Below are 20,444 nucleotides of genomic sequence, written 5' to 3'. Positions count from 1 at the left end.
CAGTCCGGCCGCTATTCGACCCACACAGTGGGATCCGTCTCGACTCGCTCCCGGAGCGTCGCCGTCGCGTCGGCGTCGTACCGAAGGACGCGTCGCCACCACGGACCTTTCCCCGAGTCGGCAGAGAGGTCGGTGACGAGGTGATTCGCGTCGGTGCCGCCCGTCGGCGACGAGAGCGGCACCGCCCGGTCGAACAGTCGAGAGGCGTCGGGGTCGCCGCGGACGAGGACCGCCGCGTCGAACGACTCCCGCTTGACGTGGGCGTTCGACGCGAATCGCTCGCGGGTCGCGTCGTCGGCCGCGCGGTAGTCGTCGCCGGTGAGCACCTCCGCGACGCGGAACTCGCCGACGAGGAAACTCCCCCAGTCCGGGGGAAGCCAATCGGCGCGGTCGGCGTCGTCGTCGGTCACGGTCAGCGTCGCGTAGAAGTACAGCGAGTCTCCGGGGTCGAGGCGCGAGAGCGGCCCGGCTTTCACGCCGTGTGGGTCGCCGTAGGTGTAGGCGTCGCAGCCGAGCGCACCCGCGAATTCGGGGTCGAGGTGGACCGGCAGGTCGGCCGCGTCGTCGGGGACGTACGGCGCGAGGTCGAGGTCGGCGTACGTCGGAACCGCCTCGCCCGTCGGCTCACGCTCTGGAATCGGGACGTAGACGAACGACCCATCGGAGCGAACGGGGCCGCGGCGACCCGGGAGGTTCGTGTTGGCGGCGACGTTGATGGCGACCGCGCGGGGCATACGCGGTGGAACGGGCGAACGGCGTAAAACCGCGGCGTTCGCTCGACTTCTGTAGTTCGCCTCCCTACCGGTCGGCGAACCACGCCGAGACCCTCGCTACGCTCTGGCCTCGTCTGCGTTCAGGAACTACCGTTCCTGAAACCACTCCCCAAACTTCTCTAACGCCCGCCCGCGGTGGGAGATGGCGTTCTTCTCGTCGGGCCCCATCTCCGCGAACGTCGACCCGTCGTACTCGAAGATTGGGTCGTAGCCGAAGCCGCCGTCGCCGCGCGCCTCGACGATGTCGCCGCGGACGACGCCCTCGAACAGTTTCACGGGGAGTGCATCCGCCTCTGCCCCCTCCTCGCCGGCGTCGGGACCGGCGGCCGCAGCGGCGACGCGGTCGTCGCGGTCGACGGGGTCTGGGGAGGCGTCGAACGCCTCGCCGTCGCAGTACGCCAGCACGCAGCGGAACTCGGCGCTGGTGTCGTCGAGTTCGCTCGTGACGAGGCGACGGACCGCCTCGACGCCGAGGGTGTCCTCGACGAACGCGGAGTACGGACCGGGGAAGCCGTCGAAGCCGTAGACGAACAGGCCGGCGTCGTCGACGAGGACGGGTTCGTCGGCGTGGCGGTACGCCTCCCGGGCACCGTAGGCGGCGATGGGTGCGAGATCGGCGGCCTGGACCTCGGTGTAGTCGAAGTTCAGTTGCGTCACCGCATCGCCGAGGTACTCGCGTGCCTCTCGGACCTTCCCCGCGTTCGTCGTGACGTACCGAAGCATATCGGCCGCTCGGGCCGGCCTCGGCAAAGCCGCGTCGATACGCGGTGTGGGGAGACGCCAAGTCGACGGGCGAGAGCGAGACATCGGTCGCACCGGCAACGGACGTGTGGCGAAGTTGGCCACCCCCGAGAGCCTTTTGCCCCGACGGCTTCGACGGGACGGTAATGAGTTACGAGCGGCCCGGCGACGGCCGGGACGACGACGGCCGTCGCGAGCGAGGCGATAGCGAGCGACCACGTGGGTCGGCCCCGCGACCCGTCGACCGCGAGGCGGAGGTCGGTGAGCCAGTCGTCCGCGGCGACCCTGCGGTCACCGGCGAGCGGGCTCGAGAGGCCGCCCGCTTCGACCCCGACGACGAGGAGAGCCTCGCCGCCGCCGCCGACACCGTCCACCGATTCGCGACCGAGGCGGTCGGCGGCGACGACAACGTCGTGATGCTCCGCGGGGCCGCGGCGTGTGCGGCGCTCGTGCGCGGGCACGGATCGTACAAGGCCGCCGCCGAGGCCGCCGGCGACGGCGTCGAGGTGTCGTTCATCCGCAAGTGGGCACGGGTCCACGACCTCCCCGAGTCGATTCGTCGCCACGTCGCTCGCGGCCACATCGCGCCGACTGCCGCCAAACACATCGCTCGCGTCGCCGGCGACGCCCGCTTCACGCTGGCGTGGGCCGTCCTCGACGCCGACTTGACCGTCCGGGAGGTCCGCCGTGTCGCCTCGGCGGTCAACGACGACGTCGACCCCGAGGCGGCGCTCCGGGAGGAAGACGTCAGTCCGGGGACGCTCCGTTTGGACCTGCCGCTGGACACCTATCGACTGCTTCGCGACCGCGCATCTATCGAGAACCGCGACCCGGGCGAGGTGGTCGCGGACGCCCTCGACGAGTACCTGTAAGGTCGAGTCCCCGAGTTACGTCGGCCGTTCTCCGTCACCGAGGAACCGCACGACTGTCTCCGCGAACACATCTCGCGCCGTCTCCACCTCCGGCCAGCGGATGGTCTCGTCGGGGAAGTGCGCCTGGTCGATGGTACCGGGGCCGAACACGACGGTCGGGACGCCCACAGCGACGTAGTGGCGATTGTCCGCGCCGTAGGTCGCACCGGTCGGTGCGGTGTCCGACAGGCCTTCCGCCTCCATCGCCGTCTGCAGGGACGTGACGACGGGTTCGTCCGCGTCGATCTCTGCGGGTTCGAACATAATTGAGAAGCGGTCGAACGCGGGCGGATGCTCCCGAAGCCACTCGTCTTCGGCGACGACCGCGGCGAGTCGCTCCTCGAACTCGGCTTCCACCTCGTCGACCGTCTCGCCGGGTGCGACGCCAATGCGCCACTCGGCGGTGAGCGTCCCCGGCACCGTCGACGCCCACGACCCCGCCTCGACGCGCCCGCAGACGATGGGCCACGGAACCTCGAACTCCTCGTACAGCGGGTGGGTGACGCGCTCGCATCGCTCGCGTTCCAGATCCGTGAACGCCCGTCGAATTTCTTCGAACAGGGGGAGCGTGTCGACGCCGTTCCAGCGGGTCGCCGCGTGGGCGCTCCGCCCCGAGATGCGGAGGCGCTTCATCACGGTGCCCTCCGTCGCAGTGACGGCGCGGAGTTCCGTCGGTTCGGCGACGACGGCGGCGTCGCGGTCGAACGAGTACGGCGAGTCGAGTGCGGCCGCCGCCGCGCCGATGCCGCCCTCCTCCTCGCCCGCGACTGCCTCGACGACGACGCGGCCGTCGAGGTCCAACTCGCCGGCTTTGACGGACTCGCGTACGTCGAGGGCAGCGTGGACGCAGGCGGCGACGGCGGCCTTCATGTCGGCGGCCCCACGGCAGGTGAGCGTCTCCGTGCCGTCGTCGGTCTCGTCCCACACCGGGTCGAACGGGTCGCTCGTCCAGAGATCGTCGTCTGCGGGGACCACGTCGAGGTGGCCGTTGAGTACCAAGGTCGGGCCGGCGTCGGGGTCGCCGAACTCCAGGACGCCCGCAACGCTGGGGCGGTCTGCGGTGTCGATATCTTCGGGGTCGTCTGGGAACGACGGGTGTTCGGCCAGTCGCGCGGCGTCGGCCTCCCACGTGTACGTCTCGAAGCCGGCATCGGCGAGGCGGCCACGAAGCCACTCGGCGGCGGGTGCCTCCGCGCCGCCAGTCGTATCGAACGAACAGAGGCGGCTGGTGAGGTCCCGAAGATCGGGGACGGTCATACGTGGTCGTCGACGCGGAGTGGTAAGGTCGTGTGGGTGCGGGAAGGCACCGTCGTCGCTGTCGTTCGTAAACGCTTATGCGCACCCGACCGCAAGACCGAGTGAGGGCTGGTAGCTCAGTTAGGGAGAGCGTCCGGCTTTTAACCGGACGGTCGGGGGTTCGAATCCCTCCCAGCCCGCTTTTTCAGGGTGTGACGCGGAGCATCGCAAAACCGAGAGAGGGTAGCGATGTCGATGCTGCGTGGAGGCATTGACGTGTGGTAGTTCGCACGTCGGGGGTGCGGGTGTCGTCGCTGTATCGTGGTTTCCGTGAGTGATCTTAATAGTTCGTATCAGATAGGCGAATTCTTGGGCGGCGTGCGACACACGTTTCGCACACAATCACCACACACAAACACCGCACACAGACACTTGTGTTCGTGTCAATTTCACAGAAAGAATCAAGTGAGCCCCCGACAGTTGAGGTGTATGGACGCGAAAACCAGTCCGTGGGCAGACGGCAAGTCCGGCGCGACAGACACAACTACCGGAAACACACGCGTGGAGTCAAAAGAAGAGTCGGAACGACTGTTCGGAGCAAGAAAGATGGGCGTGTCGTGCTTTTGGCACTTCGACAAAGATCAGATCGTAGCTAAACACAATGGCGTGCACGGACGCGGCGACACAGTCGTTGAAGCACTAGAAGACCTGTGCGAGGGACTACGACGGCGTACTGACTAACACCGAGAGTTTCACACAGCAACTTCTTCTCAACCCACGAAGCTACGCAGACACTCATACGCCGAACAGCGTCAGTCAGCTAGTGGAGCAAGCGATCGGGGAACTCAGTCGGACTGAACTAATTCCACTTCCTCAACAACAAATTCGTCTGGCATACCATCCAAGCCCAGTCGAACTATGATCGGCTGGTAGTCTGTATTCGCAGCGAGATACTCCATCACAGTCCGCTGGTTCGCTTCGACTTTGGCCCTGGGCCCGGTTTTGATTTCAACGGGGAACTCTAACATCCACTGTCCTCCAAGCTGGTGGTCCTCAGGGACTGTGTCACCATCTCTCGCGAAGTAAGAATATGAGATCTCCGCGTCTTTCTCCCAGCGTGTTGTCTCACCATTAGCATCCTCGATTGAGAAATAGTGGTTGTCTTGAGAGTTGAAGACTCTGAGAGAGCCTTCTTCTGGTGTCACCCATTCAGGCGAGATCTCCTCAATGTGGTCGAGGAGGATGTGTGGGATCGGTGAAGGTGGTGCATAGGCAGCACAAAACAGTGCTTCACCCACAGTGCCGATGTGCGCTGGGTCAAGTTCGTTCGTTTCGGCCATAGTTAACACTCGAGTGATAGACTATTCAAACACAGGAGTGTCCACTGGACTGCAGCCCATCATACACAGCGGTTTCTTCTCAACCTGAGTGCTTGGCGTACAAGCACTCTTCCCGTGGAATACCGATGATCGGCTATTCAATGTCCGGATTGCAGACATTAGCCAATACCAATGTCCGGTTCGAAGGGTAAAATCGATAGACGTAGTCGGGGAAAACGGCAGACAGGCGGCGGTCTCCCTACCAAATGCGCGCGCCCCCGCACCCACGTGCGCGAGGCAGCAAGCAGATCATACCGGTTTGGTGAGAGGGTTGAATAGTGCTTGTAAACTCAATGTTCGTCTTCCTCTTCGTCAGTCTGACCTGTGAAGGCGGCGAGTGCGTCATCAATTGAAACAAATTCTATTGGATCATGAGTACCATCTTCCGCAATATCGCCAAGGGCGAGTTCTTGCTCCCGAATCGTGTTGATTCGTACTAAGTCATACAAATCGTTCACATCTCGTGACCCGTTGAACGAAGATGTGCGTTCGCTGTCAGACCGGACGATATACTCGAGGTAGTCAAGACTGTAGAACGTATGATTGAGAACAATCAGCTTATCATCGAAATTGTCCGTGTATTTGCCAGATTGTTTACCTGTGGAGAGCTTTCGTGCGAGGTCCTGCACAGTCTCGCCAGTGGGAGTCCTATCACGGTCATACACGTCGAGCTCATCAAGAGTGAGGTGGCCCGACTGTTCGACATCCTCACGGATTTCATCATCAGATAAGTCTGAATCTACTGGCGACACACCAGTATCCTCTATCTCAAATTCAGGCGACTTGAACTCAACTCGAGTATTGACTGTCTGGATACGCCCTTCCAAGTCACCATCTTCTATCTCTCTTAGCGTGTAGAGATCGACGCCAGCACCTTCTGCTTGTTCGATCGCCCCGCTCTGGAACCCACTTTTCGCAACCACCACACCTTTGTCGGCGGTTGAGTTCGCCACATTGCTAATTGTTTCAGCAATTACAGATTGAGGAACACGGTTCTGCCAAAACTTGCATTCAATTATGATGAATATATGATGGTGGTTCGCGTTTGTCCACACCGCCACGTCCACTTCTTTTGAACCACCGTGATTTAATGACAAATCATACTTGTTCTCTACCCGTTCCACTCCCTCAGACTCCTCAATACCGCCTACAATCTCCTCATACACATCACTATCAACATCAGTCCAAACGTCTTCCCCACCGCTTTCAGTTTCATCTCCAGCCACACCGGCACATAAAACACCACACAAATAACAATATCCACTAATTTCAGGCATCAGCGAGTGCTGGTGGTGCACTCTGTATTCAGCGCAACCGCGAAACAATGGATCAAAGTTGTTTCCACAGAACGATTTAGACCAAGCCGAGATCAGCGAGCTCATCCCCATACTTCTGCTTCGCCCGACGTACAGTCCGGTCACTAACACCATACAGCGACCCAACCTCTGCCTGACTCATATCTGTCGTCACCGACAACAACGCCATAATACGCCGCTCATGAGCTTCCTCAAGCTCGTCAAGGTCAGCCTGCGTAACCTCCTCTCCATCGTCGTCTTCCTCACCCATAGACCACGTAGAGATATCCTCTGTGTCGTAGGTCATCGAGGTCTGCGGGATTTTCGAGAGCGACAAGATCTCCCCAATCCCTTGACGATCCTTCACGTCGTGATAGAACGTCGCTTCTTTCTTCGAGTCTTTCTGCACAACAGCGCTCGCGAGTGCTCTGATTCCCGGGCCGACGTCTTTGCCGTCGTGTCCGATGATGATCAGGTGTCCTCCGTACTTTCGGGCGAGCTTCAGCATCTTCGCGAGGGTCTGCTGGTTCTTCTGATCAGAGCCGCTTCCTGTGAGGTTCTGTGAGCCTTCGTCGAGGATGAAGATGCGGTGGTTGTCGTCGTCACGGCCCTCCTTCAGCCACGCAATGTAGTCCTCGTAGGAATCGATGTACTCGCCTCCCTCGTCCCACGAACCGATGTTCGAAGCCGTGAGGACGTTCTCCTCGCCGTAGACCGAATGGAATACTTCGATCATCAGCAGCGCGAAGTCAGTTTTACCGAAGCCCATTGCAGCGTAGATGTACAGGATAAAAACGGGGAACTTCTCGATGAGTTGCTGGAGCTTCATCAGCGTCTGCATTCCCGACACGTCGCTCTTATACCCGACCAGCCCGCTGAAATATTGTAGCTGACCGATATTGCCCATCTCAAGCGCAGTCGTTCCTACGTCTGTGCCGTACTTTCGGATGATCTCCTGGGCGAAATCGGTGTCCCAGAAGTCTCGCGGCATATCAACCCCGTCGTACTCGGGGGCTCCAGGGTCGTACGCCTCCGCGCAGAACATCACGTAGTGACGCACGTCTTTGTCCGGGATCATCCCAACAACAGGGTGTACATCTCGGTGCTCCTGGTCGGGCAACCGACCGAGCGCGTACTCGCGGAACTCTGCCTCCACAGGACGACTCTTCCCATCATCACTCACTGCTCTTCACCCCCGCTCCGGTTGTCGAGCCCGTACATCCCACCGTTCGAATCCCCACGGAACTTCTCAGGAAGACGGTCTTCGACCTTGTCTTCGAGCGTTTGCCAGTCTGCACCGACTTGCTCGCTCATCACATCGGAAACCACACCATCGATTTCGTCTCCGTTCGGGATCGTGCCCTGCTGGTGTGTACGCACCATATAGCGCGCGAGTTTCTCTGTGATGGCACGCACGATTGGGGTGCGGTTGATTGATTCTTCGATGCCCAGGTCTGCGAGGATTGAGAGTGTGGTCTCCACGCGTTTCAGGGTCATTTTGAATGCGCGAACCTCGGTGGGTGAGGCACCGGCCATCCAGCTGGTGCGCGCCGTATTTGTCGAATTATCGTAGCGCGTGCACTCGTACCCGACCCCGAGTTTAGTGTTGATTTTGTGCAGTGCGTCCTTCCCGACTTCTTCGTACACGAGTTCTCCGTCGCTGTCGATGCTGTGCGGTGCCTCGACCGTGATGTTGTTCCAACGTTCTGGCGAAAGGATGTACCCGCCTGCGTCGCCGGACCCGGGGTCAACGTCGTGCAGTGGTACCCCGAAACGTTTCTCGACCCAGTCAAGGAACGCTTGTGCGGGGTAGTATCCGATGATGACACCGAGCGTCAGGTAGATCGTGTATGGTGCGAGTGCTGGTGGGATACCGGTCTGTACGCCTGCGTATTCGAGCATGCCGACGATGCCGGTAGCGATGACTGCGATGATCAAGAGGTGTGCTTTGAGCCACAACGCCACCCAAATCACTGCACGCTTCAGAGCGCCCGTAATTGCCCCAACACGCGATCCCCCGTCATTCGTTGAGGAATTGCCTTCACTCATAGTTAGAACACCCTCTTGGCTCCTTTCTCGCGCTTCCTGTCGCGACGCAGCTTGAACGCAGCCACAAGGACGAACGACACGGTCACTCCCATCAGCAGGGTCGCGATTTCGTTCGCCCCAGGCATCACGAACCGAGTGTTTTCACTCAATTCGATACCCTCTCGCGCTGATTTCACGCCGAAGGACACGTGTCCAGCGTCTCCACGATACTCATGCACGATGGTTTGCCGGCCCTGTTCGATCTCGTAGTCCTGCCAGTAGTACCGGTCTCCAGCGTAGTCGGTGACGGTGATTGTATCGGGTTTCTGGGCTGAGAGGGATATCGCGACGCTGTCTTCTCGCCAGTCTATGTTGTGAATCGTGACGTGATCGATTGTGTGCAGTACAGTCGGTCCGCTATCTGTGTCTGAATTGTTCGCGTTAGTATTCTCTGCGGGAGTCGATGTCGGTGCTGGTGTCGGGGTCTGTGTCTCCTGTGCAGACGCAATTCCGACAATCAGCAGCGCACCGACCATCGACACTACAGAGATGATTACGAAAACGCTCAGAACACGGGTCTTACTCATAAACAAAAACACCTCAAGAGAGGGTTAGTTGTCGCTGCGCCCAGCGAGGAGTAGGCCAGCAGCAGCGAGCACGGCGAGCCCTCCGAGAACGATTTCTGTGTCAGTGAAGTCGGGGCCTGTACCAGCACCACCGCCACTCGCACCGTCGTCGGTCGTGGTCGTCGAGTCCTCAGTGGTAGTCGTGCTATCGGTTGCGTAGGTGAGTCCGCGCGTATCGACTGTTGCTGGACCGTGCGTCGAGATCATATACTCATCCCCATCAACGGCGCTGGAAATGTTGTACGACACAGTTACGGAGCCGTTCGCGGTGTCTACAGACTCGCTGTAGACCTGTTCGTACACGCTGTTGGTCGTGTTGAATTTGTAGATCGTGACATCAGCAGATCCCGTGGAGCCGTTGAATGCGACTTCAGCATTCTCGGGCGACCCCTCACTCGTGTTCACGATGTGCGTCGTGATTTCCTCCCCGATTGTCGGGTAGGTGTCTACGCTGTCTGGGATTTGGTCAGCGTCAGCGTCCAGGTTCACCGACGTGGTTGCGCTGTACGAGGTGCCGTTAACGGTGTAGTGCACGACCAGGTCTCCATCGAGACTACCGATGGCAGGTTCCCCGAGGTACCGGTCAGCGCTCGCGCCGCTCGATGCAGTCGAAAGCACGCTGTAGGTCCCAGCACTAATACTCTCAGCAGAGCTGAGGGTATAGGTCGTGTTGGTGGCGTCACTGTCGATCCATTCGATTTGTGTGACGTTCACCGTCTCGCTGGTGCGGTTGTTGTGCACGTCGATATTGACCGCGAGCGATCCATCGCTGGTATCGATCGTGGCGTCTGTGACGGTGATTGAGACGTTTCCATCGGTGGTTGTGCCGGCGTCGATGCTACTGGTTGTGTGTGCTGTCGCGACTCCGCCGAACCCCGCAGTTACGAGTGCGAGAACGGCGAGGAGTGTGGCGAGCGATGTTGTGTAGTGTTTCATTTTCGAGTATTGGCAGTTGATTCTATCCTTACTGCTCTGTTAATAAATCAGAGGCTTGAGTTAATAACACTTCGGGAGGCGCACTATCCAAAATATCTGAACTAGCCGACCGCAGGGGGTAGAGCGCCGGAGAACGCCTAGTAACGTTTCGAGAAAACCGTGGGTTAGAACGGAGATGCTTTGCTGATGACTGCATCAATCGCGTCCTGAATCAACTGGTTGACCAAGTCGATCAGGACAGACGCGACATCCACGCCTGCTGCATATCCTACTGCAACAATCAGCACAACCAGCAACACGAGCTTAATCAACGAGCCGAGCGCGCCTCGAGCGAACGGTCCGAGAAGCTTCAGTGCGATCCACCACATCAGCGCTGCCCCCCGTACAGGCGCTCATCATCGTCCCGTCGCATACTCATAGCGTATAGAGCACCGAAGGCGGCGGCAGCGATCAATCCGGCCTGCCACCACGCGACACCAGGACCATCGCCAGCCCCTCCACCGTCGGGTTCGCGCTCTTCGATCTCCTCGGCGTACGTTTCGATGTTGTCGAGCATTGCGATGTACTCGCTGTTGTTGTACGTGATACGCGTCGGACGGGTCGTCGAGACCGTATCTAGCGCTTCACCATTCGGCCCAGTCGCCGACGTGATAGTGAATGTCGTGTCGTTTTCGAGGTCAACCGTCCCTCCGTCAGTGCGGATGAACGACTCGCGACCATCTACGTCGCTGGTGTTGTACTCAGTGCCGACAACCCACCCACCCGCAGGGCTAGTCTCCGTGACGAGCAGCCCGGTGTAGTTGTTGCCCTGGTATTGCAGCGTCATCGTCCCCGTCTGGTTCAGGTCGGGGGTTTCCCAGCCGGCTGACGACAGCGTAGCGACCTTGTAGATGTAGTGATTTTCGAGCTTGGAGGGGTCTGTAGCGTCAATCCATCCTGCTGCGGGCGTCGCTTCATCGGGTGTTACAGTTCCGTTTTCTAACGCAGGGTAGAGACCTTCAGCGAACCCTGCGAAGTTGTCTTCGAGCTGTTCACGGGACGTGTCCATCCGGTAGAATTCGTTATTGTACAGTGACGGGTCGTACGCCACAGTATCCGATGAGTTGGAGTCTGGTGGCGCAACCGCAACTAGCGCCGTTCCGTTAGTGTTCTCGCCCCAGCTGCCAGCGGTATTGCCGTCTGCAGGCGTCCACGAGTCGCGGTACTGCACCGAAAACGACCCGTTGTAACTGCTCGGCTCAACAACGAACTTGGGGTCTACAGGAGACAGGATTGTGGTGTCACCGGTGTCCGTGTCGGTCACGGTAAGAACCTGGATCGTGTGTTGTTCGCCGTTCGCGAGGCGGTATGTGACGTTCTCTGATCCGGACGTGTACGACTCGTTCTCGATGGCGTCTCCCTCGACGATGGTGCCGTCCTGTGTGACGAGTCCAACGTTCAGCGTCTCGTTTGCGCCGATCCCGTCTTCCATTTCTGCGCGGTTGATTTGATAGGAAATGTCGCCCATATGTGTCTCCGCTGATTCCAGCGCCAGTACTTGCTGGGCAGCGTAGTAGTCACGGGCAGCGGAATATCCGGCTTGTTGGTACTGCGCGAGCGTCAAGTTGCCGTCCTTGTAGTCCTGGTTCGCATCGAACTGCATGCGAGTCCAGACGACGGTGTCCGAATCCTGCAGGCTATTCACCGTCTTAGCGTGCTCTTGTCGCTGTTCTTCGTGCGAGGTGGCGTACGATTGGTAGTAGTCACCCCACTCTTGCTCCGCGTCCAGTTCTTTCATCACTTGGACAGAGCTGCTACTGTGCGTGCGCCCGCACTTGTCGTAATTCACCGAGTCAATCGGGTCACCGATAATGATCGCGTCGATACCGGCGGCGAACGTCGCAATGGACATATCCAGGCCACTGCAGTCGTGTGTTGCTGATACTGCTGCGGGTACAGCACCGAGCGAGGCCGTCACAACGAGTAAAGCAGCAAGGAGTGCTTTGAGCGTGGTTCGTGTGTGTAATCCCATCTGTCTTCTATTTATTATTAAAAACTTGCTTGGATTTAACAACGTGGGGAGCCATCCAACTCATCATCATCTGTCGAGAAGTGGTAGGCTGTGCCGGCTACGATAACCACCGCGACCAACAGCAGGAGCCACAGCGGCACACCAAGGCCCGGTCCAGCGCCAGCCCCACCACCTGCACGCATGTACGTCAGCGATGCATCCTGTGCACCATCACCACGCACAATCACTCGGAACGTATCGTGCGGTACCTCACGGTACTCCTCGGAGATGTTGTACGAGGCTGTGTGTGCAGACTCGTTGGCGTACATCTGCGTGTCGAGGATCGTCCACGCACCCGACGACGCGTTACGAACCTGCACTTCCACTTCTGACTCCCCAGTAGCGAGAGCTACATCTACTGTCTCTGGTGTGCCTCGAGAGCGATTGACCGGCAGCACGTATTCTTCGCGAGTACCGCCGGTGCTGTAGTCGATATCTACGCTGTCGTAGATCCCGTCACCATGACCGTACACCACCACATACCGCATCGAATCGGTGTTGATGACGGCGTCGTTGTCGATGACCCAGTCGCTACGCGGCATCGCCAACGACTCGTTGTACAGCATGTTGTAATTCGCCCCGCCGAACAGTCCTTGACTACCGACCAACGCCCCGTCGTACCACGCAGCTTGCAGCCAGCTAGTTGATGACGGCATCTCATCAAGCAAAACGACACCGTACTCGTCTGACGGGTCAAGGTGGCGTGCGTACGTCGAATCGTTCAGTTCCCGGCCACCTTGGTCGCCGTACACTGCAGACACATTCGCCACTGTCTGCGTGCGCAGTGTGACACTCGAAACGTTGTCGTTGGGGGAGATAGGGACGGTATCGACGATTCGCGGGCGAGTGAATGGGTAGTCGTCTGCCCAATTACCGTACCCATCATCGTCCCAGTCACCATCCACGTCAAGCGTCACAGATTCGCGCTCGCCGTTGTACAGATACTCAACGGTGATCTCGCCCTGCCAGTCGCCCCAGCCACTCAGATGCCTGATTTCGTATCCGTAGTCACCGACAGTTGGGTAGCTATCTTCATCAATTGCAACTCCGTATGGTACATCTGACAGCGAATACGTATGCGTAGTCCCGTCCTCGACATCGCACCAGTCGTAGGTGCTCGAGATGCCGTCAGTGCTATCGCAGATGTACGCACCATCTGTGGCGTTCGACGCCTCCCAAGCGCCGGTTCCGTCGGCAGCATCCCAGGTCACGTCGAGAAGACGCACTGTACTTCCGTTCGGAGCGACACGAAGCTCCATTTCGTGCGGGGTTGTCCCGTTTGGGTTCGTGATCGGGCTTGACCCGCTGATCGGGGTAGTATCGACGACTTCGAAGGTTACTGACCCGCCGCCTTCAGCGACGGTGACGGCATTAGGGTTGCGAGTGTCAGGATCGACTGTCTCCGGAGTGTTGTTCGGGTAGTCAGCAGGTGCAGTGCTTGCTGCGAGCGGCACGGCAGCCGTGGTGACTGTCAGTACTATCGCCAGCAGCAAGCTCAGCAGTTTCTTCTCGCGCAAAATGGTAGACATCAGAGGTTTGTGTTAGTTGATGACCGACCCTTCTGCGTCGGCGACACTAATCACAAAGTAGACGACTGCACCGGCGAGGACAACCCCTACACCGATCCAGACGTTCGAAGTTACGAATTCGTTGACTGTATCGCTCAGGAATACGGACAGAAGCCCGGCGCCTGCGGCGCCAAGACCAACTCGCTGCCAGTTTGCGTATTCGCTGTAGTTGAATTCGTTTGTGACAGCTGCGCCAATTATTGAGCCGATTGTGCCGATGAGACCCCAGGATACTGTCCCGAGGTCACCAAGCGAGAACGCTTGGGACTGCATGAATTCAAGGAGCGGTGCTGCGACGCCTGCGCCCGCTGCCAGACCGCCGGTAAAGGCGACCGCGAACAGCGCGTTCCACAAGCTGATTCGGAGTTCTTCTTTGGATGTTAGCATGGTTTTGGTTTGGACAGTTTGTTTCGCGTTGTTGCTGTCTCACTTTACACTCCGATCCAGAATTATTAAACTGTTTGGCGAAGTTAATAACGCCAATCCGCCAACTATACTCAACATACCCAAATGACAAGCTTTTGATGCTTCTCTACTAGCCGGTCAACACGCTGCAGACAGAATTTACCGATTTGATGAGTGGATTCACCCGGCGAATCGCTCAGTTTCACCCTTCGATTCCAAAACAGACACCCCTCAAAGAACAATTCCGTATGATCTGTTGTTTTTCCACACATCAATTTCCGCGGAAGAACCCGAAACTGAGCGATTCACTCGATGAATCCACCCATATCATGCTTCGATTGACCGCGTATTCCGTATGAAAAATCTGTATATCACCAATAAATACTCTAAATGAGCGATTCGCTCGGTGAATCCACCCATATCGGGCTTCGATTTCGCTGCATTATCGGCAAAAACGGACCAAGGTACCCCCGATGATGCAAGACGCAATAACTATTCAATGGAGATCTTCAAAGAACAATAAAAAATCTGTCAGGAAGAGCAGTCAGTCGATGCGCGTCATCTCACTGTATGGCCAGAAGTCCGATGACCGTACACGTTTGGGACAGAACGACTGCCACTCGTCATCCTCACCAACACACTCTTGGACAGCCGACTCCCACTTATCAATCTCTTCGACATCCCACTCTTGGTAATTAGTCATTTTCCTACCTCCAGAGACGTGCTCAACACGCCGCTTCCGATGGAGCACAAGCACTGTGACCCAATTGTCGAACTTCACCGCTTTCTCCGTCTCCCGGTGCGGGACACCGATGATGATCGACCCCAGCTCTGAGTCCTGCACCGGCGCGTGATTCGACGACGCCAGCCAAGCCGGGACATGCCATACTTGCGCGCCATCACCAGCGTTCATCTCATCCAGCCACTCGTCAAGCGAGTACCCAGTCACATCCTCGAGCTTGTCGAGCAACGCCTCCGCATCACTCCCTTCAAGCGCTGACCGGCTAGCGGCAGCCGGCGCACTCACCGCTCTCCACCCCCATCAGTCGCAGCAGCCGTATGGAACTCGTTTCCGTCCTTCTGGACCTGCCCGTCGAAGAGCAGGTCCTTGAGTGCGGACTCGATGTCCGCAACCTCGTACTCGCCCACACTAGAGGATGCAACGATGGAAGCGAGAGTGGGTGTGTGCGAGTCCGCCATCTCGAGCTGAGAGATTGCCCGTAACACATCATTGGATACACTCACACCATCGTTTTGACCTTCTGACGACAACTCAGCACTACCGCTGGTGTCGTCGATGTCTTCCGGTGCGGGCACATCAATCTCATCACAGTCAGTTTCGAAGCGCTTGATCACGTCGCGCGTCGCGTACTGCCACCCCTTTCCAGTCGGGTGCAGCCACTTCCGCGAGCGCTTCCCACCCGTCTTGTTGTGCTCGCTCGTGATCATCTCGTATACACCCATCTTGTTGATCTGCCGCGCGAACGTCTGCTGGTCCATCTCCAACTGTTCGCCTCTGTCTCGATGGTACGCAGCACACATCTGATGCAGTTCCTCGACAGTCAAGTGCACCTCACCGCCACTGTCCCAGCGCAGGCCGTGACTCTCAGCGATACAGTTGTTGAGGAACGACCAGATGGTATCGGCCTCGGCCTGGTACTCGTTCCACAGCTCTGTGTTCGTCTGCTCGTAGCTCCAGCCATCATCCTCGAGGCGGTGCCATGCATCAACCATCACCGACAGCCACGCCGCACGATTCTCTTCAGTCGTCAACCGGGCTTCGAGGTCGTTGTCACGCACCTTGATGTACGGATTCGACTCATCCTCCCCCGAGATCTCATCCTCTGGCCGGTACGTGTACGGCAAATGCAGTGGCTTCAACCGCCGCTGGAGGTTTTCACCATCACCGGCAAAGATTGGGGGGCTGTTCGCACCGAACAACATCTTTGCGATGTTCTCAGAACTGAACTTATCGAGTCCTTTGTATTCGCCCGAGACAGCGTCGCCTCCGCTCAGATTCTTGATGAGTTTGTCCTCAGTGATTTTCTTCGCGCTGATGTCAGGGTCGATGTTGGCGAGTGCCCCATATCCACCAGTCAACTGTGCCGTACTCCAACGTGTTTCTGCGATGTCTTGCAGCGATTCAGAAGCCACATTGACCTCACCCAGCACTTTACGCAGGCAGTTCATCGCGACAGACTTGCCGTTCGCACCGTCACCGTAGATGATCCCGAACCATTCGCGCTTGTAGTGCGGGCTGAGTGTGTCACCGAACATCTCTTCCAGAACCCGGGCGTCAACCTCTGAGTCGGTGATGTCGCGCGTGAAATCACGGACGGCGTCGGTATCAACGTCGGGGTCCCAGCGCGCATTCAGTTTGCGCGTGAACAGGTACTCCGGGCTGTGCTCTTCGAGCGTGCGACTATCGACGTCGAACACGCCGTTTTCCACAGCGATTTTCACACCCTCCTCAGGGTTGTTCACAGCTTCAAGCGGCACCGCATTCCGTCGTTTCAGCTTTGCGACAACCTCGTCAATGTCTGCCGAGGACGCCAGTCCGTCTGTCCCCTCGTCCACCACTTGTTCGACGAAGAACGCTCCATCCCACGTGTACACCCCTTCTTCGGGGTCGTACGCGCGGAAGTCCTCCATCTCCCGTTCCTCGTTCCTTACGAAGATGAACTCGTGGTCGTGCTCGACTCTGTCAGCGATGAGCTGCCGTGCAGAACGCGGGGGGCAATTATTGATCACCTCCCGAATCTCGCCCCACGGGATAACACCGACGTCTTCCTGCCCTTCGGTTACCTTCTCGAGCCCCGACTTCCGGTGTGTGAACTCTCCGTCATCGTTACTCGCGAACTCACCCTCGAGCACGTCATACACGTGCTCTTTCGTTTCATCGTAATCGTACGCGAGGCGCGACGAGAGGTCTTCATGCTGTTTTGGGCCTTCTCGCTCGATGATCTCTTCTGCTTGTTCGACAATCGCGATGTTCGCGCTGATCTCTTTGGCTTCGTCGTCACCGGCGTCGAACTGCTCGGTGAAGTCAGCAGATGTAGACGGTTCTTCTCCCGTTTCTTCGGCTTCTTCATTTTCTCCGCCGAACTCAACGTCATCTTGGAATGAACCTTCGATGACACCGCCGTCAGTAACAAGCGCTGGGTCGGAGGTGTCGTTGTTTGTGTGTTGTGCGTCGTCGTGAGACGGACTATCGTCTCGGGGGGTGTTTGCTGTCATGTCTGTTTGGACGCGACGCGCGGTTTCGGAGGGTCCCCGATGGCTTGTCGGGGGTGCGTCGCTTACCCATCTCTAACCCGGTGGTAAGTAAAAGGGTTTGGGCAATGAACAGATAGACGCGATGAAAGTAGACGTATCGGCAGTACACCCCGGTGAGAAGCACAGATATTCGCACCTCGGGCGGTTTCGAGCTGTTCGAGTAGCGAGGAATGGGTGGGGGTGTCGGAGGTGTCGGAGGGTAAGTCGATGTGTTCTCGGTGGAAATGTGGTGTGTGGTTAGTCTCTCAGTTTTGACAATATCGGTTTTACCCTCCGACACCTCCGACACCCCTTGGTCATCTCGCTTCTGTATTGCGGTTTTGCTGTCGGAGGGTGGGTTCGACACCTGCCGCTGCCGGAGTTTTATCTACGTTCTGACAATTTATCGTGTGTTTTATATCTGAGCCAGCGAATCTGTCGGTAGACACCACATTGAGGGGTGTCTGCTTTGGACGCGACGCGGGAAGCACCCGCACATCGGGGGTGGCTCCCCCGACATACCTATTCAATTCGGTAGTGTACAGACTTGTACACCTCACTAGGTTTTTATACGTGCGTGTGTAAGGTTGTACTAGGGACAAAGTGTCCCGGACGCGACGCTCCGAGTGGCTCTCGGGACCCTTTTCTGTATCATTTACAGTGCAGAGTCAGGGCTGGAGTACGTCGATGTGACCTTCCTCACCGATTTGAACGCGGTACACAACGTTGTCGGTGAGTGCGTCGAGTTCATCAGGGGAGAGTTGCGTAAGCTTCTCCTCTTCATATTCACAGGAGGCGAGAGCTGTGTCAAAAGCAAACTGCTCGGCATCGCGTTTTCGCTCGAACTCTACCGGTTCGTCAACATACTCATTGCTTGAATACAGCAGGATAATCCTCTCTGTGGGAGTGAAATTGGGCACAACAAGGTACATAGATAATGGATTCTATCTAATGGCATAATTCTATGTCGGTCAACAGGATTCAGTGATCATACCACGGAGTCGGGACTCTCGGAGTCGAGCAGGTGATGAGAGTCCCTGATGACGATGCGATACTGGACAGCGACGACGGCTGCAGCGATGAAGACACCCCGTCGCTTCCAGTCCAGACTGCCGAGGAAGTGGCTGAGTTGTTTGAGATCCTGAGCGTGACGCGTCGCGTGTACGCGATCTCGGTATTGGCCGAGTTCGATTCAGAGTCGGTGGAAGTCTCAACGCTGGTGGAACAGGTGGCGGAGTTGGAGTATTCGGCTGAATATTCTGAGCGAGAGCGTGAGCGCGTGTATGTCGCCCTGTATCAATCGCACCTGCCTACCCTGCAGGAGGCACGTGTGGTCGAATACTATCAAGAGCGGGGTGTTGTGAAGCGTGGTATTCGGTTCGAGCAGGTGGAGAGGCTTCTGCGGGTGGTAGCGGCGCTGTAGCGGTACTGGTCGGCTAGTTGGCGTGTGTCGATGGATGAGGGTGGGCGAAGTATTTGGGTTACTACCGGTCAGCGCTCTACGTAGGAGTACTGAACGTCATCGACTTCCATCCATGCAGCGAGGATGTTAGCGAGCGTCTGTACAACCGGCATAATTTCGTCCCATTCGACTGTGTACAGACGGAATACGTGCATCGGGACGCCCCCACTCGTGATTGTCTCGACGTGCTCGACGGAGGTGTTCGTTTCTTCCTCGACAACGTCGATGAGTCGGGATTCGAGAATGTGATCGGCGAACACGTACTGGGACTTCAGAGATATGAGTACCGACCCTTCGAGTGGCCGTAACACCCATCGTTTCAGTTGGTACCACGCCCCGGTTCGTTCCTCAATGGTGATGTCGTCGATTTCGAACACGACGGGTGATTCTTGCCATCCTCGCTCGGCGAGTTTCTTCAGCATGTACGCTTCTCGGTCTCTACGGCTGTCGAGTTGCCCGTGCTTGTGCTTATACAGCCATGCGAACAAGCCGATGACTGTTGCGATGGCGCCTACTGCGCCCCATTTCACCGCCATTGACAGTTAATGGCCAGTGTGGGGTGTTAAAACAACGTCTACCTGAGCCCGGCTTCGTTCCGTGCATCTGGGCGCTCTATCTGCAGTATACGCCATCCTCAGCTCGGGCCGGCTAGCCGACCACCGGTGAAAGGAGGGTTTAGCGGAGGGTGACGGTGCGTACGTTGATGCCGTACTGCTCGCCCGAGATGTGCCATCGGAGTTCGGTCGAATTGAGTGCGTTGTGATACAGCGATAGCTTGGTCGCATCGCCATCGACTTCGTCGAGCGCCCATTCCCATGCTGCGGCGACCGCATCCCATCGGTCTCGGTAGACGGTGTCTCCCGGGATTGTGTGTGTTGGTGTGTGATATCGGATGGTCCACGCGGTGTCGCCAGTACTCATCGCAGCCCCGCAGCCTCCATCATGTCCGCTGCAAGTTCATCTGGAGGTCTTCCAAGATAGTTCTCCTCGAACGTGGACTGTTTCGTCCAGCCGCCCCAGCGCATAATGATCGACTTCTCACTCTCCGATGCATTCAGAGAGTAGTACGTTCGAGTGGCCCACGACCGCCTGAGATCGTGGGCCGAGAGCTCCAGCCAGTCATCATCTCCCGTTTGTTCAGCAAGATCTTCTCGTGCGTCTTCGACCCAGCGCTGGACCGTGCGCTTGCCGACATCGATCGCCGGGTCGTTGCGTGTGCGGCCTTTGACGGAGGCAAGTGTGTCGATGATTTCGACTGCTTCCTTCGAGATTGGGGCTTCACGCCACTTACCATCCGCCAACGTGCCTGTGGTGTCTTTGCCCGAGAAGCGTACCATATACGCTTCTTCGTCGCTCTCGAGCCGGCGGATATCGTCGAGGCAGATGCGGGTGGTCTCTTCGCTCCGCATCCCGCTATCCAGCATCAACAGGACGGCGAGCTTCTTTTTGCCCGAGTAATGATTCCGAAGGAGATCGCTCTCGTGGGTGTTGAGCCAGACCTTGTAGCCGTCTCGACCGTCGTGTGGTTCAAACTGCATGTCTCACCTGTTCAGGAGAGATGGAGTGCTTGTCGCCGCCTAGATTGATCCGAAGGGCGTACGGGGACATCGATACGATCACACCGGGGATGTCCCAGCCACCGATATCGACGATGACCTTGTCTCCGATTTGGTATCCACAGTTGTGCGTGGTCATTGGCCATTCACCTCAAATTGCGTCAGACACAGTTGTGGTGAGTTGATTTCCGTGCGTGGGTCAGCAAGCTCAAAGATGATGTTC

At 58.0% G+C, this 20,444-nt stretch carries 22 protein-coding genes and 1 tRNA gene; 3 read left to right on the top strand and 20 right to left on the bottom strand.

Annotated features, from left to right (window positions below; all coding sequences use genetic code 11):
• Positions 1-11: 11 nt before the first annotated feature.
• Both P0D77_RS04055 and P0D77_RS04050 read right to left on the bottom strand, forming a co-directional pair.
• A complete protein-coding gene (locus P0D77_RS04055; RefSeq protein WP_277554905.1) occupies positions 12-734 on the bottom strand; it encodes an Nmad3 family putative nucleotide modification protein in 723 nt (240 codons plus the stop codon).
• Between the two features lie 126 nt (positions 735-860).
• Positions 861-1,496 (bottom strand): non-canonical purine NTP pyrophosphatase, encoded by a 636-nt coding sequence (locus tag P0D77_RS04050; protein ID WP_277554904.1) that lies wholly within the window; start codon positions 1,494-1,496, stop codon positions 861-863.
• A gap of 164 nt (positions 1,497-1,660) precedes the next feature.
• On the opposite strand from P0D77_RS04050, the gene P0D77_RS04045 reads away from it, so the two are divergent.
• Positions 1,661-2,386, top strand: a complete 726-nt coding sequence (locus P0D77_RS04045) for a DUF7119 family protein (RefSeq protein WP_277554903.1) — start codon at positions 1,661-1,663, stop codon at positions 2,384-2,386.
• A 15-nt stretch (positions 2,387-2,401) separates the two neighbouring features.
• On the opposite strand, the gene P0D77_RS04040 is transcribed toward P0D77_RS04045, so the two are convergent.
• Positions 2,402-3,682 carry a M20/M25/M40 family metallo-hydrolase gene (locus P0D77_RS04040; RefSeq protein ID WP_277554902.1) on the bottom strand — a complete coding sequence of 427 codons (1,281 nt, stop codon included), beginning with the start codon at positions 3,680-3,682 and terminating at the stop codon, positions 2,402-2,404.
• Positions 3,683-3,787: 105 nt separating this feature from the next.
• Between P0D77_RS04040 and P0D77_RS04035 the strand changes: the two genes are divergently transcribed.
• Positions 3,788-3,861, top strand: a tRNA-Lys gene (locus P0D77_RS04035).
• 645 nt (positions 3,862-4,506) lie between these two features.
• On the opposite strand, the gene P0D77_RS04030 is transcribed toward P0D77_RS04035, so the two are convergent.
• From P0D77_RS04030 to P0D77_RS03970, 13 genes are all read right to left on the bottom strand, one after another.
• Positions 4,507-5,001, bottom strand: coding sequence for a hypothetical protein (locus P0D77_RS04030; protein ID WP_277554901.1), 495 nt, complete (start codon positions 4,999-5,001; stop codon positions 4,507-4,509).
• 329 nt (positions 5,002-5,330) lie between these two features.
• Entirely contained in the window at positions 5,331-6,266 is a 936-nt protein-coding gene (locus tag P0D77_RS04025; protein WP_277554900.1) for a restriction endonuclease, read from the bottom strand.
• Between the two features lie 127 nt (positions 6,267-6,393).
• Positions 6,394-7,491, bottom strand: coding sequence for a helix-turn-helix domain-containing protein (locus tag P0D77_RS04020; protein ID WP_277554899.1), 1,098 nt, complete (start codon positions 7,489-7,491; stop codon positions 6,394-6,396).
• A 23-nt stretch (positions 7,492-7,514) separates the two neighbouring features.
• Positions 7,515-8,384, bottom strand: a complete 870-nt coding sequence (locus P0D77_RS04015) for a hypothetical protein (RefSeq protein ID WP_277554898.1) — start codon at positions 8,382-8,384, stop codon at positions 7,515-7,517.
• A gap of 2 nt (positions 8,385-8,386) precedes the next feature.
• Complete coding sequence (locus P0D77_RS04010) at positions 8,387-8,950, bottom strand: DUF8063 family protein (RefSeq protein ID WP_277554897.1); 564 nt, start codon at positions 8,948-8,950, stop codon at positions 8,387-8,389.
• Positions 8,951-8,974: 24 nt separating this feature from the next.
• A complete protein-coding gene (locus P0D77_RS04005; protein WP_277554896.1) occupies positions 8,975-9,925 on the bottom strand; it encodes a hypothetical protein in 951 nt (316 codons plus the stop codon).
• A gap of 164 nt (positions 9,926-10,089) precedes the next feature.
• Positions 10,090-10,293, bottom strand: a complete 204-nt coding sequence (locus P0D77_RS04000; protein WP_277554895.1) for a hypothetical protein — start codon at positions 10,291-10,293, stop codon at positions 10,090-10,092.
• Positions 10,293-11,882 (bottom strand): Env/VP5 family phage fusion protein, encoded by a 1,590-nt coding sequence (locus P0D77_RS03995; RefSeq protein ID WP_277554894.1) that lies wholly within the window; start codon positions 11,880-11,882, stop codon positions 10,293-10,295. Before P0D77_RS03995 ends, P0D77_RS04000 begins: the two co-directional genes overlap by 1 nt.
• A gap of 89 nt (positions 11,883-11,971) precedes the next feature.
• Positions 11,972-13,492 (bottom strand): hypothetical protein, encoded by a 1,521-nt coding sequence (locus P0D77_RS03990; protein ID WP_277554892.1) that lies wholly within the window; start codon positions 13,490-13,492, stop codon positions 11,972-11,974.
• 24 nt (positions 13,493-13,516) lie between these two features.
• On the bottom strand, positions 13,517-13,930 hold the full coding sequence (locus tag P0D77_RS03985) for a DUF8023 family protein (RefSeq protein WP_277554891.1): 414 nt from the start codon (positions 13,928-13,930) through the stop codon (positions 13,517-13,519).
• Between the two features lie 562 nt (positions 13,931-14,492).
• Positions 14,493-14,975 carry a hypothetical protein gene (locus tag P0D77_RS03980; RefSeq protein ID WP_277554890.1) on the bottom strand — a complete coding sequence of 161 codons (483 nt, stop codon included), beginning with the start codon at positions 14,973-14,975 and terminating at the stop codon, positions 14,493-14,495.
• On the bottom strand, positions 14,972-17,185 hold the full coding sequence (locus tag P0D77_RS03975) for a DNA primase family protein (RefSeq protein WP_277554887.1): 2,214 nt from the start codon (positions 17,183-17,185) through the stop codon (positions 14,972-14,974). Before P0D77_RS03975 ends, P0D77_RS03980 begins: the two co-directional genes overlap by 4 nt.
• A 686-nt stretch (positions 17,186-17,871) precedes the next feature.
• Positions 17,872-18,135, bottom strand: coding sequence for a hypothetical protein (locus tag P0D77_RS03970; protein WP_277554886.1), 264 nt, complete (start codon positions 18,133-18,135; stop codon positions 17,872-17,874).
• A 95-nt stretch (positions 18,136-18,230) separates the two neighbouring features.
• Between P0D77_RS03970 and P0D77_RS03965 the strand changes: the two genes are divergently transcribed.
• Positions 18,231-18,626 (top strand): DUF7344 domain-containing protein, encoded by a 396-nt coding sequence (locus tag P0D77_RS03965; RefSeq protein WP_277554885.1) that lies wholly within the window; start codon positions 18,231-18,233, stop codon positions 18,624-18,626.
• A 68-nt stretch (positions 18,627-18,694) separates the two neighbouring features.
• Here the strand turns inward: P0D77_RS03965 and P0D77_RS03960 are convergent, their stop codons facing one another.
• The 4 genes from P0D77_RS03960 to P0D77_RS03945 form a co-directional block, all read right to left on the bottom strand.
• Complete coding sequence (locus P0D77_RS03960; protein ID WP_277554884.1) at positions 18,695-19,201, bottom strand: hypothetical protein; 507 nt, start codon at positions 19,199-19,201, stop codon at positions 18,695-18,697.
• A gap of 139 nt (positions 19,202-19,340) precedes the next feature.
• Positions 19,341-19,586, bottom strand: coding sequence for a hypothetical protein (locus tag P0D77_RS03955; RefSeq protein ID WP_277554882.1), 246 nt, complete (start codon positions 19,584-19,586; stop codon positions 19,341-19,343).
• Positions 19,583-20,203: a site-specific integrase gene (locus tag P0D77_RS03950; protein WP_277554881.1), complete on the bottom strand. Its 621-nt coding sequence runs from the start codon at positions 20,201-20,203 to the stop codon at positions 19,583-19,585. Before P0D77_RS03950 ends, P0D77_RS03955 begins: the two co-directional genes overlap by 4 nt.
• A complete protein-coding gene (locus tag P0D77_RS03945) occupies positions 20,193-20,360 on the bottom strand; it encodes a hypothetical protein (RefSeq protein WP_277554880.1) in 168 nt (55 codons plus the stop codon). Before P0D77_RS03945 ends, P0D77_RS03950 begins: the two co-directional genes overlap by 11 nt.
• Positions 20,361-20,444 lie beyond the last annotated feature (84 nt).

Origin of the sequence: Halobaculum limi, assembly GCF_029490015.1 — an archaeon.
GTDB lineage: Archaea > Halobacteriota > Halobacteria > Halobacteriales > Haloferacaceae > Halobaculum > Halobaculum limi.
This window is presented reverse-complemented; position numbering and strand designations above follow the sequence as displayed.

Excerpts from the sequence above, each read along its gene's own strand:
- P0D77_RS04055 (WP_277554905.1), bottom strand. The coding sequence starts at position 734 with ATGCCCCGCGCGGTCGCCATCAACGTCGCCGCCAACACGAACCTCCCG.
- P0D77_RS04050 (WP_277554904.1), bottom strand. The coding sequence starts at position 1,496 with ATGCTTCGGTACGTCACGACGAACGCGGGGAAGGTCCGAGAGGCACGC.
- P0D77_RS04045 (WP_277554903.1), top strand. The coding sequence starts at position 1,661 with ATGAGTTACGAGCGGCCCGGCGACGGCCGGGACGACGACGGCCGTCGC.
- P0D77_RS04040 (WP_277554902.1), bottom strand. The coding sequence starts at position 3,682 with ATGACCGTCCCCGATCTTCGGGACCTCACCAGCCGCCTCTGTTCGTTC.
- P0D77_RS04030 (WP_277554901.1), bottom strand. The coding sequence starts at position 5,001 with ATGGCCGAAACGAACGAACTTGACCCAGCGCACATCGGCACTGTGGGT.
- P0D77_RS04015 (WP_277554898.1), bottom strand. The coding sequence starts at position 8,384 with ATGAGTGAAGGCAATTCCTCAACGAATGACGGGGGATCGCGTGTTGGG.
- P0D77_RS04010 (WP_277554897.1), bottom strand. The coding sequence starts at position 8,950 with ATGAGTAAGACCCGTGTTCTGAGCGTTTTCGTAATCATCTCTGTAGTG.
- P0D77_RS04005 (WP_277554896.1), bottom strand. The coding sequence starts at position 9,925 with ATGAAACACTACACAACATCGCTCGCCACACTCCTCGCCGTTCTCGCA.
- P0D77_RS04000 (WP_277554895.1), bottom strand. The coding sequence starts at position 10,293 with ATGTGGTGGATCGCACTGAAGCTTCTCGGACCGTTCGCTCGAGGCGCG.
- P0D77_RS03985 (WP_277554891.1), bottom strand. The coding sequence starts at position 13,930 with ATGCTAACATCCAAAGAAGAACTCCGAATCAGCTTGTGGAACGCGCTG.
- P0D77_RS03975 (WP_277554887.1), bottom strand. The coding sequence starts at position 17,185 with ATGACAGCAAACACCCCCCGAGACGATAGTCCGTCTCACGACGACGCA.
- P0D77_RS03970 (WP_277554886.1), bottom strand. The coding sequence starts at position 18,135 with ATGTACCTTGTTGTGCCCAATTTCACTCCCACAGAGAGGATTATCCTG.
- P0D77_RS03965 (WP_277554885.1), top strand. The coding sequence starts at position 18,231 with ATGAGAGTCCCTGATGACGATGCGATACTGGACAGCGACGACGGCTGC.
- P0D77_RS03960 (WP_277554884.1), bottom strand. The coding sequence starts at position 19,201 with ATGGCGGTGAAATGGGGCGCAGTAGGCGCCATCGCAACAGTCATCGGC.
- P0D77_RS03955 (WP_277554882.1), bottom strand. The coding sequence starts at position 19,586 with ATGAGTACTGGCGACACCGCGTGGACCATCCGATATCACACACCAACA.
- P0D77_RS03950 (WP_277554881.1), bottom strand. The coding sequence starts at position 20,203 with ATGCAGTTTGAACCACACGACGGTCGAGACGGCTACAAGGTCTGGCTC.
- P0D77_RS03945 (WP_277554880.1), bottom strand. The coding sequence starts at position 20,360 with ATGACCACGCACAACTGTGGATACCAAATCGGAGACAAGGTCATCGTC.